Here is a 13,231-nt window from a genome sequence, read left to right as displayed (position 1 = left end):
GCCCAAAGATGATCGAACATCCCGCCACACACCACGGCCGGGGGCGGACACATTGATGAACTGGCGTCAGCGCGTCGAACCCTTCACCCGCCCCGTCTTCTTCGCCTGGTCGCGGCTGTCGCGGGGCAAGACGCTGGGCGTGCGGGCCGTGGCGGTGGATGCAGACGGGCGGGTGGCGATGGTCCGGCACACCTATCTGGCGGGCTGGTGGCTGCCGGGCGGCGGGGTTGACCGGGGCGAGACCACCCATGAGGCCGTGGTGCGCGAGCTGCGCGAGGAGACCGGGCTGATCGCGCGGGCGGCGCCGCGTCTGGTCTCGCTGCATGCCAACGAGCGGTTCTTTCCCGGCGATCATGTCGCCGTCTTCGTCATCGACGCCTTCGACCGGAGCGAACGCACCAGCCACGGCGAGATCGCCGAGGTCGGCTGGTTCGCGCCCGACGCCCTGCCCGCCGACGTCAACCGGGGCTGTCGCGCGCGGCTGGCCGAATGGTTCGACGGCGTACAAATCGATACAAATTGGTGAGGCGGATCGGACGGCGCACGGCGTTATCCTGAGGATCCCGAAAGGATGTCCCATGCCCGTCTCCCGCCGCGCCGCCCTGCTGGGCCTGACCCTCTCAACCCTGGCCGGCCCGGCCCTGGCGCAGCGCCGCCTGGGGCGCCGACGCGACCAGACCGGCGGCAGCGCGGCGGCCCCCGTCCACACCTGGGCCTTCGGCCCCGACCCGCTCCAGGCCTATGACGTCTATGCGGACCGCGGCTCCGGACCGATCCTGATGTTCGTCCACGGCGGCGGCTGGTCGCGCGGCGAGCGGGCGATGGTCAGCGAACTGCCCGCCTACGCCCAACGGCACGGCCTGACCCTGGCCTCGACCAGCTATCGTCTGGTTCCCGCCGTCAGCGCCCGCGAGTCCGCCATGGACGTCGCCGCCGCCGTCGCCGACCTGAAACGTCGCCTGTCCGGCCGCCCGATCTATCTGCTGGGCCACTCGGCCGGCGCCCATCTGGCCGCCCTGGTCGGGATCGACCCCGACTATCTGGGCGCGGTCGGGCTGAAGCCGTCGGACCTGGCGGGGGTCATCCTGCTGGACGGGGCGGGCTATGACGCCACCGCCCCGCGCGGGGACGGCCGGATCGATCAGTGGCTGGGCCAGACCTATGACCAGGCTTTCGGCGACCAGGCGGCCGCCCTGTCGCCGACATTGCGCGTCCGCCCCGGCGTCGCCTATCCGCCCTTCCTGATCTTCCACGTCGCCCGGCGTCAGGATTCGGCCGTCCAGAGCCGCGACCTGGCCCAGGCCCTGACCCGAGCCGGCGGCCAGGCCGAGGTCGTCGCCGCCCCCGACGACAGCCACATGACCATCAACCGCGGCTTCGGCGTCGCCGGCGATCCCGAGGGCGAACGCGCCGCCCGCTTCATCTCGGGCTAACAAACGGCCGAGGGCATGCTAGCCAAGGCGCATGAACCCGTCGCTGATCGCCATCCTCGTCGTCGTCCTGGCCGGGGGCGCCACCGCCCTGCAGGCGCCGACCAACGCCCGGCTGGCCTCGGCCGTCGCCTCGCCGGTCAACGCCGCCTTCATCTCCTTCGCCGTCGGCACGACGGTGCTGGGCGTCGTCGCCGCCCTGATGCAGACCCGGCCCGACATGGCCGCCGCCCGCGCCCTGCCCTGGTACGCCTGGCTGGGCGGAGTCTACGGCGCCTGTTTCGTGGTCGCCGCCGCCTGGGGCGTGCCGCGCCTGGGCGTGGCCATGACCATCACCCTGATGGTCGGCGGCCAGCTGCTGCTCAGCCTGATCCTCGACCATTTCGGCGCCCTGGGCGTCCCACGCCAGCCGCTGAACCTGGGCCGCATCGCCGGCGTGGGCCTGGTTCTGGCCGGCGTCCTTCTGGTTCGCCGGTCGTGAGCCTATATCCCCCCGGATGACCGAGGAGACGCTCGATTCGAACCTGACGGCCGCCGCCCTGATCGCCGACGAGGCGCGTCGGGCGCCCGACAAGCCGGGCGTCTATCGCATGTATGGCGAAGACGGGTCCTGCCTCTATGTCGGCAAGGCCAAGTCGCTGAAGAAGCGGATCGTCCAGTACGCCCAGGGTCGGTTCCACACCCAGCGGATCGGCCTGATGGTGGCCCAGACCCGGTCGATGGAGCTGGTCGTCACGGCGTCCGAGACCGAGGCCCTGCTGCTGGAATCCAACTTCATCAAGAAGCTGAAGCCGCGCTTCAACGTCCTGCTGCGCGACGACAAGTCCTTCGCCGAACTGATGATCCGCAGCGACCACCGCGCGCCCCAGGTGAAGAAACATCGCGGCGCCCACACGACCCCCGGCCACTACTTCGGCCCCTTCGCCTCGACCTGGGCGGTCAACCGGACCCTGAACACCCTCCAGAAGGCCTTCCTGCTGCGGTCCTGTTCGGACAGCGTCTACGAGACCCGTACCCGCCCCTGCATGCTGCACCAGATCAAGCGCTGCTCGGCCCCCTGCACCGGCCTGATCTCGCTTGAGGACTATGGCGAACTGGTCACCGAGGCCGAACAGTTCCTGCGTGGCAAGTCCCGCGCCGTCATCGGTCGCCTGTCGCAGGAGATGCAGGCCGCCTCCGACGCCATGGACTTCGAACAGGCCGCCCGCGTCCGCGACCGCATCCGCGCCCTGTCCGCCATCTCGATGGAGAACTCCGTCAGCGCCGACAGCGTGGCCGAGGGCGACGTCTTCGCCCTGCACTCCGACGGCGGCCAGGCCTGTGTCCAGGTCTTCTTCTATCGCGCCGGCCAGAACTGGGGCGGCCGCGCCTATTTCCCGCGCGTGGACAAGACCGACACCGATCCCGAGATCCTGGCCGCCTTCCTGGGCCAGTTCTACGAGGACAAGCCGATCCCACGCCTGATCCTGTCCAACATCCGCCCGCACGAGTTGGAACTGCTGGAGGAGGCCTTCTCGATGAAGGCGGATCGCAGGATCGAGATCGTCCGCCCGATGCGCGGCGAGAAACTGGCGCTGGTCGATCACGCCCTGACCAATGCGCGCGAAGCCCTGGGCCGCCGCCTGGCCGAAAGTTCGGCGCAAGGGAAGATCCTGGACGAGGTCTGCGAGGCCTTTGGTCTGGAGACCCGGCCCGAGCGGATTGAGATCTACGACAACGCCCATATCCAGGGCACGAATGCGGTCGGCGGCATGGTCGTGGCCGGCCCCGACGGCTTCCAGAAGTCGCAGTATCGCAAGTTCAATATCCGGGGCGAGGATCTGACCCCCGGCGACGACTACGGCATGATGCGCGAGGTGATGCGCCGCCGCTTCGCCCGCCTGGTCAAGGACGAGGAGGAGGGCGAGGACGCCGTCCGTCCCGACCTGCTGCTGATCGACGGCGGCGCGGGCCAGCTGGCCGAGGTGCTGGCCGTCATGGCCGACCTGGGTCTGGACGACATCGCCGTGGTCGGCGTCGCCAAGGGACCGGATCGCGATGCGGGCATGGAGAAGTTCTTCATGCCCGGCAAAGCCCCCTTCATGCTGCCGCTGAAGTCCCCGGCCCTCTATTACCTGCAACGGCTGCGCGACGAGGCCCACCGCTTCGCCAACGGCGCCCACGCCAAGCGCCGCTCGATGGACATCAAGAAGAATCCCCTCGACGAGATCGAAGGCGTCGGCCCCGGCCGCAAGAAGGCCCTGCTCCACGCCTTCGGCTCCGCCAAGGGCGTCGGTCGCGCCTCGGTGGCGGACCTGCTGAAGATCGACGGAATCAACCAGGCCCTGGCCGAACGCATCCACGCCTTCTTCAGGAAAAGCTGAAGTTCGGCCTCGGCCTTGCGGCCTCGTGGCCGTTGAGTCCGGATTGAAGCGAGGCTACAGGCGAGTCATGAGCGACATCGACGACGAACTCACCGCCGGATACCGCAGGTTCCGCACCGATCATTGGCCCGCCGCCCGCGCCGGGTACGAAGCCCTGGCCGAGCTGGGCCAGAAGCCGCACACCCTGATCGTCGCCTGTTCCGACAGCCGCGCCGATCCGGCCCTGATCTTCGACGCGGCGCCCGGCCAGTTGTTCGTGGTGCGCAACGTCGCCAATCTGGTCCCGCCCTACGAGCCTGACGGCCTGCTGCACGGGGTGTCGGCGGCGCTGGAGTTCGGGGTCAAGGTGCTGAACGTGCGCCGCATCGTCGTCATGGGCCACGCCCACTGCGGCGGGGTCGACGCCATGTTGAACGGGGCGCCCGACATCTGCGCCGACTTCGTCGCCCCCTGGGTGGCCCAGGGCTCGGCCGTCGTCCGCCGCGTCGCCGAGGAAGTGTCCGAAGATCAGGTCGAAGGCGCAGCCGAAGAGGCCGTCGTCCGCCTGTCGATCGAGAACCTGCGCACCTTCCCCTGGATCGCCGAGCGCGAGGCGGCCGGCGAACTGACCCTGACCGGCCTGCATTTCGGCATCGCCGACGGCGTCCTGCGCGCCCTGACGAACAAGCCGCGGTTCGAACCGTTGGCGTGACTTGCGCGAGTAGTGGAAAACACTACTATTGAACCATGGAACGGACGATCACCGCGACTGAGGCCAATCGCGAGTTCTCGCGCATCTTTCGCGAGGTGGCGTCTGGCGAGTCCTACGTCGTCACCGCGCACGGCAAGCCGCTGGTGCGGATTACGCCTGCAACCGCCGGCGAGCCGACAGACGATGAACGCGTCGCTCGGCTGCACGCCCTTGTGGACGATTTGGCCGCCCTGCCCGCCCGCGCGCCCGGACGCATCACACGTGAAGACGGTTACGCTTGAAACTGGCGCTCGACACCAACGTTCTGGGTTACGCCGCCGGCATCGGTGATGACGAACCCAAGCGTCAGCGCGCGTTAGGGGTGCTGAAGACGCTCGCCAAGCAGAACCTCGTCATCCCGACCCAGGTTGCCGGCGAGTTCTACAACATCCTGACACGCAAGGGCGGACACCCGCCGAAGGTCGCCAGGAAGATCGTGCTGGACTGGAGCGCTGGCGTTGGGCTGACCGCCGCCTCGGCCACGACCATGGACGCCGCGCTGGAGGCCGCGGCCTTCTTCAATCTACAGATCTGGGACGCCTTGATCCTGACCGTCGCCGCCGAAGCGGGCTGCGGCCTTCTGCTTTCCGAAGACATGCAGGACGGCTTCGTCTATCGAGGCGTGACCATCGCCAATCCGTTCGCGGAGACGCTTCATCCCCTGCTCGCGTCCCTGCTGGAAATCCTGCCATGACCACCTATCCGCACCGCGCCAATCCGATCCCGAATATCCTGACCGGCATCCGCCTGTTCGCCGGTGTGGTGATGTTCGCCATGATGGCCGGCGCCGCGCCGGGGGCGCTGGACGCCTGGCTGTCGCCGGACACCCAGGCCAAGTTCGGGATCTGGGCCTTCTGGATCTTCGTCATCGCCGCCTCGACCGACTGGGTCGACGGCTTCCTGGCGCGCCGCTGGAACTCGACCACGCGGTGGGGCGCCATCCTGGATCCGATCGCGGACAAGGTGTTGATCACGGGGGCTATCCTGGGCGTGCTCGCCTCCGGCTCCCTGCCGGGCATCGCCCTGCCCTGCGGCCTGATCCTGTTCCGTGAGTTCGCGGTCTCGGCCCTGCGCGAGACCATGGCCGGGCGGATCGAACTGCCCGTCACCCTGGCCGCCAAGTGGAAGACCACCGTGCAGATGGTCGCCCTGGCCGCGCTGCAGCTGACCCTGTTGTGGAACGCCTTCGGCCTGCAGGAGCCGGACGGTTCGCCCCTGTCGTGGCAGCCGGCGTTCGAATCCTTCGCCGTCTTCCTGATCTGGTTCGCCGCCGTCATCACCCTGTGGACCGGCTGGCAGTATTTCCGCGAAGCTAAGCGCCAGATGCGGGATCTCTAGGGCCTGAGCGTCAGACCCGCCGGCGTCGCCTCGAAAGCGGACAGCCGACCCAGATAGCTCATGCCCAGCAGCGAATAGGTCAGGCCTTCCTCGACCACCAGGGCCTCGACCTTATCGACCCGAACCCCGGCGACCGAGATCGTCTTCAGTTCGACCGGCGCGGCCCGCACCACGCCCGAGGCGGTCTGGACCTTGCCGGTGAAGGCTTCCGGCGCTGGATCGACACCCAGCCGACGTGCATCGGCGCGCGTCAGGGCCACCACGCTGGCGCCCGTATCCACCAGAACCTGGACCGCACGGCCATCGATCCTGGCCTGGGCCCAGTAGTGACCGTCCGGCCCCTTGACCACCTGGGTCGGGGTTCCGGACGCGGAAGCCGCGACAGCGACATCGGCGGAAGCCGCCATGGCTGTCTCTCCGCCGTCCAGATGACGGATCGTGAAAGCTGTCGCGAACGAGGCCATGAGGGCGACGCTCAGCACGGCGGCGGACTGAAGGTCGATGCGGATCATGCACCCTGCCTATCCGACCCAGGTTGGAATGCGGTGAACCGACTTGGCTGACGAAAGCTTAAGCCCCGAGCCGTCCTAGCCCAGCTTGGCCGGGTCCACCCGAGACCGCCGGGACGGCAGATCCGCCATCACCGCCGCCCTTTCCGCGTCGCTGAGCGCGCGCCAGCCGGCGATCTCGCCTAAGGTCCGGAAACACCCCAGACACAGGCCGCTTTCGCCATCGACGGCGCATACCATGACACAGGGCGTGGCGATCGATTTCGGCGGCCCGGCCGGGCGCGGGACCCTGCTCAATGTGACACCATCAAGAAATATACTCCGCTTGCTGATCGATAAATTTGCAATTTCCGCAAAACTGCCTATCTTGGGCTCTGACGCGAAACGACTGATGGTGAGATTCCATAGGTACGACGCGTCTCTTTTCATCGTTCTGCGAAAGGAGACGCCAAAATGAACGATAAGGAGCGTAACCTCCAACACGCCATGATGTCCTTCGCCCTGTGGGGCGGGATGCTGGTCAACAGTCGGCACATGCCGTCGAACTCGGGACGGGCGGTCAGCCATCCGTCCAACTTCGTACCCTATACGCCCAAGAAACCCTGACGGCCTCGAAAGCCCGACGTGCAGCAGCCCCGGTCCGCGCCGGGGCTTTTGCAATTCCGGGCTTGCGTAACGCGGCGTCGGCGTCCGATGACGGAGGCGGAACGAGGAGACGACCGATGGGCCTGATCGCCGAAACCAGACAGGGCGCGATCCTGATCTGGACGCTGGACCGCGAGACCCGGCTGAACGCCCTGCCCGACCTGACCGACGGCGACGAATTCGCCGACGCCTGCGCCCGCGCCAACGCCGACATGACGGTCAAATGCGTGGTCCTGACGGGCGCCGGGCGCGCCTTCTCGGCCGGCGGCGACCTGACCGCTATGCGAGACCGGCGCGACCTGTTCGAAGGCTCAGGCGCCGAGATCCGCGCCCGCTATCGCCGCGTCGTCCATCGGATCGTCCGCAGCCTCTATGATCTGGAGATCCCGCTGGTCTCGGCCGTCAACGGTCCGGCCATGGGCCTGGGCTGCGGCATCGGCGCCACCGCCGACATCCGCATCGCCTCGGACCGGGCCAGCTTCGGCGTGCCCTTCCTGAAGCTGGGCATCATTCCCGGCGACGGCGGGGCCTGGCGGCTGCCGCGCGACGTCGGCTACGCCCGCGCCGCTGAAATGCTGTTCACCGGCCGCAGCATCGACGCCGAGACGGCCGAGCGCTGGGGCCTGGTCAATCGGGTCGTGCCGCACGATCGGCTGATGGACGAAGCCCTGATCACCGCCGGCCAGATCGCCGCCCAGCCGCCCCAGGCCCTGCGCATGGCCAAGACCCTGATGCGCCAGGGCCGCGACCAGACCTTCGAACAGATCCTGGAGCTGTCGGCCGCCATGCAGGCCCTAGCCCACATGACCGAGGACCATCTGGAAGGCGTGAACGCGGTGCTGGAGAAGCGGCCGGGAGACTTCACCGGCCGCTGACCCGCCGGCTTACGACTGGCCGGCCGGACGCATGGCCTGGTTGGGGCCCACTCCGGCGCTGGCCGGGCGGGCGACGCCCGCCTTCTGGCCCGGCTTCATGAATTTCACCAGCACCCGCTGCCCGATCAGGAAGGGGGTGTTGTCGGCCGAGACCACCACTTCGACCACCCGTTCGTCGGTCCTGGCCGAGGGATCCTCGGACTGCAGCTGACGGGCGCCGAAGACTGCGGCGCGGCGCAGGACCCGCCCGACCGAAATCTTGGTCGGATCCCCCTCGGGCGTCAGTTCGACCTCCTGACCGACCGTGACATTGGGCAGGTCCGCCTCGACGATCTCGGCCCGCACGATGCGGTCGGTGTCCGGCTCAAGGTCGAACATGGCGGTGACGTTCAGGGTCGAGGCGCCGGCGCCGGGCTGGGCGTAGCGGCGGGCGATCCGACCGTCCATAGGCGCGCGGATCACCGTCAGTTCCTGATTATAGCGGGCCTCGTCCAGACGCGACTGGGCCGTCTGGATCGCGGCCTCCTGCGACGCGAGACGCGCTTCGGCCTGGGCGATCTGATCGCGGGCCTGATCCAGACGCTGGGCGGCGACGAAATTGGTCGAGGCCAGCCGCGACAGCCGGTTGTACTCGCGCCGGGCGGCCGTCAGTTCGACGCGCGTCAGCCCCAGCTGCGCGCGGGTCTCCGACACAGCCGCAGCCGCGCTCTGCGCCGCCAGACGGGTCTCGTCGTCCTCCTGCCGCGCCAGGATCTGGCCGGTGACGACCCGGTCGCCCTCGTTGACGAAGACTTCACGCACCACGCCGCCGCGACGCGCGGCGACCTTGATCACCCCGCCCTCGACGTCGGCCTTGCCGTTGGCGATGGCGGCGTAGGGGCTGTCGATCTTCTGGGCGGATTCTTTCTCGACCTGGGCCTTCTTGGCCGCCCCGGCCTTGCTGAAGGCCATGAAGCCGACGACCAGGACGATGATCAGGACCAGGCCGATCCAGAGCCATTTGTTTTTGAGGAAGGCGGGCATGACGGTTCAGTCCGTTGGAAAAGGGTCTTAGTGGGACGCCAGCTGGGCGTCGGGATCAGGAGTGCGGCGCTGATCGTCCAGGATCCGGCCGTCCTCGATGTGAATGACCCGGTCGGCCCAGGCTTCCAGGCGCGGGTCGTGGGTCACGCAGATCACGGCGGCGCCGTGTTCGGTTGCGGCCCGGCGCAGCAGGCGGATGACCACCTGGCCGTTTTCGCCGTCGAGCGCCGAAGTCGGTTCGTCGGCGAACAGGATCTGCGGGTCCTTGGCCAGGGCGCGGGCGATCGCGACGCGTTGCTTCTCGCCGCCGGACAGGGCGTTGGGCCTCTGGTGCAGACGATGACCCAGGCCCACTTCTTCCAGCGCCGTGGTGGCGCGCTTCTTCGCGTCCGCCGACGACAGCCCCTGATACTTCAGCACCGTCATGACCTGCTGCAGGGCGGTCAGGGACGGGAACAGGTTGAACCCCTGGAAGATGAAGCCGCAGTGGTCCAGGCGGAACTTGTCGATCCGACCCGAGCCGTAGGTCCACAGGTCGTCGACGTCCAGTATGTCCACCCGGCCCTCCTCGGGCTTCAGCAGGCCCGAAAGGTTGGCGATCAAGGTGGACTTGCCGGAACCGGAGGGGCCCATGACCATGGTCAGGTCGCCGTGCCGCGCATCGAAATCGACGCCCTTCAGGACTTCGACCCAGCTGCGGCCCGTCTTGAACCGTTTGACCAGGCCCTTGGCTTCGATGGCGAAGTCGCCGTGTTTGCCGTGCACTTTCGTATGAGTGTTCATCGCAGCAGGTCCGCCGGCTGGCTGTTCTTGAGGACGCCCAGCGACAACAGACCGGACAGCAGGGCGATGACGATCAGCATCAGCGAAACCATCATCACCATCATGGGCGGGAAGGACATTGTCAGGCCCGAGCCGGCCGCCAGCAGGCTGACCCCCCAGGTCAGGACGAAGGCCGCCAGCACCCCGGCGATCCCAACCCAGAAGCTGAGCTCCAGCACGATCCAGCGCAGCGACCCCATGGCGACGCCCAGGGCGCGCAGCGAGGCGAACTCCTTGATATTGGCCATGATGGCGCCGCGCAGCGTCTGCCAGGTGATCGCCACCCCGATCAGCACGCCCAGGAACAGCGAAAAGCCCAGCATGATGGCGATGAAGCTCTCCTTCATCATCGCCCCTTCATTGGCCTTGGCCAGATCCTGACGCGTCCAGGCCTTGAACTGACCGTTCGAGATAGAGTTCAGCTGGGCGACCACGATGGGCGCGCGCGCCGGGTCCTTGATCTGCACCATCAGCGGTCCGACCCGTTCGCCGGTGTTGGCCTCGCCCAGCATCCGCAGGGTGTCGCGCGACATGACGACCGTCGCCTGCATCATGTTGGGATAGCCCTGGGTCACGGCCGCGACCCGGACCGTCTTGCCGTTGTAGCTGGCTTGATCCCCCAGTTTGACGCCCAATCGCCCCAGCGCCGTCTGGTCCACCGCCACCGCATAGGGCTGACGCAGGGCCTCGACCAGGTCGTCGGAATAGTCGACCGGCACCGTCACCGCGCCAGGCACGGCGTCGATGGTGGTGACGTTGACGAACTCCATCTTCTTGGCGCCGGGCGCGGCCGGGTCGCCGCCGGGCTCCTTATCCTTGACGATGTTCTGCCAACGACCGCCGGAACCGTCCAGATCGGCCACGGCCAGGACTTCCGGATGCTGATAGACCACCGGCATGATTCGCCGCGGCACGCCTGAGGGGCCGCCGTTGAACAGGGCGGTCGCGCCCGGGCTCAGAATCATGATGTCGGCGCGGGCCCGATCGATCTGGGCCGTGAAGGCCTTGCCGATGCCCATGAACATGCCGACCTGGGCCAGGACGAGCAATCCCGAGAAGGCGAGCGCCACGACGGCCGCCATGTAGCGACGCCACTCGTAGAGCAAGGTTGATAGCGCAAGCGACATGGTTGTCGATAAATCCCCGATACGTCCGTCTATCTGAGCGAGCGCGGCATCACGGCCAAGTTAAATCGGGGTAAGGCTTGCTTTTGACCCGTGCGACCGCAGGCCGTAGGGCAAAGGCCGTCTCGCCTCTTGGCGGCGTCGCCGAAACGGCGCTAGTTACAAGTTAACAGGCGGACCATCCTCGCTCCGCCCTCTGTAGGAAACCCCGCATGTCCCTGCCGTCCCTTCGTCTCACCGCCTCGCTGGCCGCCCTCGGCGCCGCGACCGTCGTCCTGTCCGCCCCCGCGACCTCGGCCCGCGCCGACGAGGGCATGTGGACCTTCGACAACTTCCCCATCGCCACGGTGAACGAGAAGTACGGCACCAACATCGACCAGGCCTGGCTGGACCGCGTGCGCAACGCCGCCGTCCGCCTGCAGGGTTGCTCGGCCTCGCTGGTCTCGGGCGAAGGCCTGATCCTGACCAATCACCACTGTGTCGTGGGCTGCGTCCAGGACCTGTCCAGCGCCGAGAACGACTACGTCAAGAACGGCTGGATGCCCGCCACCCGCGAGGAAGAGAAGAAATGCCCCGGCCAGACGGCCGAGATCCTGACCGACATCACCGATGTGACCGACCGGGTCGTCGGCGCCGGCGCCGGGCTTGAGGGCGCCGCCTTCGTCCAGGCCCGGGCCGCCGAGATCGACAAGATCCAGAAGGAGGTCTGCGGCGACGACCAGAAGCTGACCTGCCAGGTCATCAGCCTGTACCGCGGCGGCCAGTACAAGCTGTACAAGTTCCGCAAGTATGACGACGTGCGCCTGGTCTTCGCGCCGGAGTTCCAGGCGGCCTTCTTCGGCGGCGACCCGGACAATTTCAACTTCCCGCGCTACGCCCTGGATGCCGGTTTCCTGCGCATCTACGAGGACGGCAAGCCGGTCGCCACGCCGAACCACCTGGCCTGGAACCCCAATGCGCCCAAGGAAGGCGACGTCACCTTCGTCGCCGGCAACCCCGGCTCGACCTCGCGCCTGCTGACCATGGCCCAGTTGGAAGCCCTGCGGGACCAGCAACTGCCGCTGACCCTGATCCAGACCTCGGAACTGCGCGGTCGCCTGCTGGAATATTCGACGACGGGTGAAGAGGCCAAGCGCGTCTCGGTCGATCCGATCTTCGGCCTGGAGAATGGCTTCAAGGTCTATTACGGCCAACAGGGCGCCCTGACCGACCCGGCCTTCATGGCGACGAAGCGGACGGCCGAACAGGAACTGCGCCAGCGCGTCGCCGCCGACCCGGCCCTGGCCCAGCGCATCGGCGACCCGTGGGCCGAACTGGAGCGCGTCGCCGCCGCCCAGCGCGACCTCTACCTGCCCTACCGCCAGCTGGAAGCCGCCGCCGGCCAACGCTCGTCACTGTACAGCTACGCCAAGTCCATCGTCCGCGCGGCCAAGGAGCGCGCCAAGCCGGTCGCCGAACGCCGCGCCGGCTATTCGGACGCCGACATCGCCGCCCTGGGTCGCCGCCTGGCGACCGAGACGCCGATCTCGAACGATCTGGAGAAGATCTATCTGGACTTCTGGCTGTCGAAGACCCGCGAATATCTGACCGTCGACAACGCCGACGTGAAGGCCCTGCTGGGCAAGGAAAGCCCGGAGCAGATCGCCGAACGTCTGGTGGACGGCACCCGCCTGGCCGACCCGGCCTTCCGCGCCCAGGCCCTGGCCATGACGCCGGAACAGCTGGCCGCCTCGGGCGACCCGCTGATCGCCTTCGTCCTGGCCAATGACGATGCGGCCCAGGCGATCCGCACCCAGTGGGAATCGGCCGTGTCCGGCCCGACCAGCCGCGCCGGCGAAAAGATCGCCCAGGCCCGGTTCGCGGTTTACGGCACCAACCTGTATCCCGACGCCACCTTCAGCCTGCGCCTGTCCTATGGCCAGGTGAAGGGCTGGACCTATCGCGGCGTGACGGTGACGCCCTTCACCGAGATCGGCGGCCTGTACGAGCGCAACACCGGCGCCGAGCCCTTCAACGCCGCCGAGGACTGGATGGCGGCCGAGGGCAAGGTCAACAAGTCGACGGTCTATGACTTCGTCTCGACCAACGACATCATCGGCGGCAACTCCGGCTCGCCCGTAATCAACGCCAAGGGTGAAGTCATCGGCGCCGCCTTCGACGGCAACATCCACTCGCTGGGCGGCAGCTTCGGCTACGACGGCGAACTGAACCGCACCGTCACGGTCTCGACCGCCGCCATCACCGAGGCCCTGCGCACCGTCTACAACCAGCCCCGACTGCTGCGCGAACTGGGCGTGCGGCGGTAACGCCGACGCATAAGCGCCTCTCCCTCCCCCTTGGGGGAGGGGGGCGCAAAGCGACCGGGTGGGAAG

Annotated in this window: 16 protein-coding genes; 11 read left to right on the top strand and 5 right to left on the bottom strand. The window is 67.9% G+C overall.

Features of this window, described 5'->3' with window-relative positions:
• Positions 1-55 precede the first annotated feature (55 nt).
• The 8 genes from ER13_RS12135 (at position 56) to pgsA (ending at position 5,861) form a co-directional block, all read left to right on the top strand.
• Positions 56-526 carry an NUDIX domain-containing protein gene (locus tag ER13_RS12135; protein WP_035309594.1) on the top strand — a complete coding sequence of 157 codons (471 nt, stop codon included), beginning with the start codon at positions 56-58 and terminating at the stop codon, positions 524-526.
• A gap of 52 nt (positions 527-578) precedes the next feature.
• The gene (locus tag ER13_RS12130; RefSeq protein ID WP_035309592.1) at positions 579-1,433 is read left to right on the top strand and encodes an alpha/beta hydrolase; all 855 of its coding nucleotides are present in this window, start codon (positions 579-581) and stop codon (positions 1,431-1,433) included.
• Between the two features lie 31 nt (positions 1,434-1,464).
• Positions 1,465-1,911, top strand: a complete 447-nt coding sequence (locus ER13_RS12125; protein ID WP_035309590.1) for a DMT family transporter — start codon at positions 1,465-1,467, stop codon at positions 1,909-1,911.
• Between the two features lie 16 nt (positions 1,912-1,927).
• Positions 1,928-3,793 (top strand): excinuclease ABC subunit UvrC, encoded by a 1,866-nt coding sequence (uvrC, locus tag ER13_RS12120; RefSeq protein ID WP_035309589.1) that lies wholly within the window; start codon positions 1,928-1,930, stop codon positions 3,791-3,793.
• Positions 3,794-3,860: 67 nt separating this feature from the next.
• Positions 3,861-4,484, top strand: a complete 624-nt coding sequence (locus ER13_RS12115; protein ID WP_035309586.1) for a carbonic anhydrase — start codon at positions 3,861-3,863, stop codon at positions 4,482-4,484.
• A 35-nt stretch (positions 4,485-4,519) separates the two neighbouring features.
• Positions 4,520-4,765: a type II toxin-antitoxin system Phd/YefM family antitoxin gene (locus ER13_RS12110; RefSeq protein WP_035309584.1), complete on the top strand. Its 246-nt coding sequence runs from the start codon at positions 4,520-4,522 to the stop codon at positions 4,763-4,765.
• Positions 4,762-5,217 (top strand): PIN domain-containing protein, encoded by a 456-nt coding sequence (locus tag ER13_RS12105; RefSeq protein WP_008259070.1) that lies wholly within the window; start codon positions 4,762-4,764, stop codon positions 5,215-5,217. Before ER13_RS12110 ends, ER13_RS12105 begins: the two co-directional genes overlap by 4 nt.
• On the top strand, positions 5,214-5,861 hold the full coding sequence (gene pgsA, locus ER13_RS12100; RefSeq protein ID WP_008262640.1) for a CDP-diacylglycerol--glycerol-3-phosphate 3-phosphatidyltransferase: 648 nt from the start codon (positions 5,214-5,216) through the stop codon (positions 5,859-5,861). The genes ER13_RS12105 and pgsA overlap by 4 nt, the downstream gene beginning before the upstream one ends.
• Here the strand turns inward: pgsA and ER13_RS12095 are convergent.
• Positions 5,858-6,373 carry a TIGR02281 family clan AA aspartic protease gene (locus ER13_RS12095; protein ID WP_008262498.1) on the bottom strand — a complete coding sequence of 172 codons (516 nt, stop codon included), beginning with the start codon at positions 6,371-6,373 and terminating at the stop codon, positions 5,858-5,860. The genes pgsA and ER13_RS12095 overlap by 4 nt on opposite strands.
• Positions 6,374-6,448: 75 nt before the next feature.
• Positions 6,449-6,610 carry a DUF1289 domain-containing protein gene (locus tag ER13_RS19040; protein WP_008262298.1) on the bottom strand — a complete coding sequence of 54 codons (162 nt, stop codon included), beginning with the start codon at positions 6,608-6,610 and terminating at the stop codon, positions 6,449-6,451.
• Positions 6,611-6,823: 213 nt separating this feature from the next.
• Here ER13_RS19040 and ER13_RS18685 point away from each other — a divergent pair, with 213 nt between their 5' ends.
• On the top strand, positions 6,824-6,976 hold the full coding sequence (locus tag ER13_RS18685) for a hypothetical protein (RefSeq protein ID WP_164952605.1): 153 nt from the start codon (positions 6,824-6,826) through the stop codon (positions 6,974-6,976).
• Between the two features lie 116 nt (positions 6,977-7,092).
• A complete protein-coding gene (locus tag ER13_RS12085) occupies positions 7,093-7,890 on the top strand; it encodes a crotonase/enoyl-CoA hydratase family protein (RefSeq protein WP_035309580.1) in 798 nt (265 codons plus the stop codon).
• 9 nt (positions 7,891-7,899) lie between these two features.
• Here the strand turns inward: ER13_RS12085 and ER13_RS12080 are convergent, their stop codons facing one another.
• Genes ER13_RS12080 through ER13_RS12070 form a run of 3 tightly spaced genes read right to left on the bottom strand, consistent with a single transcriptional unit; the run spans position 7,900 to position 10,862 of the window.
• Entirely contained in the window at positions 7,900-8,913 is a 1,014-nt protein-coding gene (locus ER13_RS12080) for an HlyD family secretion protein (RefSeq protein ID WP_035309577.1), read from the bottom strand.
• A gap of 27 nt (positions 8,914-8,940) precedes the next feature.
• The gene (locus ER13_RS12075) at positions 8,941-9,696 is read right to left on the bottom strand and encodes an ABC transporter ATP-binding protein (RefSeq protein WP_035309575.1); all 756 of its coding nucleotides are present in this window, start codon (positions 9,694-9,696) and stop codon (positions 8,941-8,943) included.
• Entirely contained in the window at positions 9,693-10,862 is a 1,170-nt protein-coding gene (locus ER13_RS12070) for an ABC transporter permease (protein ID WP_035309573.1), read from the bottom strand. Before ER13_RS12070 ends, ER13_RS12075 begins: the two co-directional genes overlap by 4 nt.
• A 209-nt stretch (positions 10,863-11,071) precedes the next feature.
• Here ER13_RS12070 and ER13_RS12065 point away from each other — a divergent pair, with 209 nt between their 5' ends.
• A complete protein-coding gene (locus ER13_RS12065; protein WP_035309572.1) occupies positions 11,072-13,165 on the top strand; it encodes a S46 family peptidase in 2,094 nt (697 codons plus the stop codon).
• The last annotated feature ends 66 nt before the right edge of the window (positions 13,166-13,231 follow it).

The organism is Brevundimonas sp. EAKA, assembly GCF_000698025.1.
Lineage (GTDB): Bacteria > Pseudomonadota > Alphaproteobacteria > Caulobacterales > Caulobacteraceae > Brevundimonas > Brevundimonas mediterranea_A.
This window is presented reverse-complemented; position numbering and strand designations above follow the sequence as displayed.

Excerpts from the sequence above, each read along its gene's own strand:
- ER13_RS12135 (WP_035309594.1), top strand. The coding sequence starts at position 56 with ATGAACTGGCGTCAGCGCGTCGAACCCTTCACCCGCCCCGTCTTCTTC.
- ER13_RS12130 (WP_035309592.1), top strand. The coding sequence starts at position 579 with ATGCCCGTCTCCCGCCGCGCCGCCCTGCTGGGCCTGACCCTCTCAACC.
- ER13_RS12125 (WP_035309590.1), top strand. The coding sequence starts at position 1,465 with ATGAACCCGTCGCTGATCGCCATCCTCGTCGTCGTCCTGGCCGGGGGC.
- uvrC (WP_035309589.1), top strand. The coding sequence starts at position 1,928 with ATGACCGAGGAGACGCTCGATTCGAACCTGACGGCCGCCGCCCTGATC.
- ER13_RS12115 (WP_035309586.1), top strand. The coding sequence starts at position 3,861 with ATGAGCGACATCGACGACGAACTCACCGCCGGATACCGCAGGTTCCGC.
- ER13_RS12110 (WP_035309584.1), top strand. The coding sequence starts at position 4,520 with ATGGAACGGACGATCACCGCGACTGAGGCCAATCGCGAGTTCTCGCGC.
- pgsA (WP_008262640.1), top strand. The coding sequence starts at position 5,214 with ATGACCACCTATCCGCACCGCGCCAATCCGATCCCGAATATCCTGACC.
- ER13_RS12095 (WP_008262498.1), bottom strand. The coding sequence starts at position 6,373 with ATGATCCGCATCGACCTTCAGTCCGCCGCCGTGCTGAGCGTCGCCCTC.
- ER13_RS19040 (WP_008262298.1), bottom strand. The coding sequence starts at position 6,610 with ATGGTATGCGCCGTCGATGGCGAAAGCGGCCTGTGTCTGGGGTGTTTC.
- ER13_RS18685 (WP_164952605.1), top strand. The coding sequence starts at position 6,824 with ATGAACGATAAGGAGCGTAACCTCCAACACGCCATGATGTCCTTCGCC.
- ER13_RS12085 (WP_035309580.1), top strand. The coding sequence starts at position 7,093 with ATGGGCCTGATCGCCGAAACCAGACAGGGCGCGATCCTGATCTGGACG.
- ER13_RS12080 (WP_035309577.1), bottom strand. The coding sequence starts at position 8,913 with ATGCCCGCCTTCCTCAAAAACAAATGGCTCTGGATCGGCCTGGTCCTG.
- ER13_RS12075 (WP_035309575.1), bottom strand. The coding sequence starts at position 9,696 with ATGAACACTCATACGAAAGTGCACGGCAAACACGGCGACTTCGCCATC.
- ER13_RS12070 (WP_035309573.1), bottom strand. The coding sequence starts at position 10,862 with ATGTCGCTTGCGCTATCAACCTTGCTCTACGAGTGGCGTCGCTACATG.
- ER13_RS12065 (WP_035309572.1), top strand. The coding sequence starts at position 11,072 with ATGTCCCTGCCGTCCCTTCGTCTCACCGCCTCGCTGGCCGCCCTCGGC.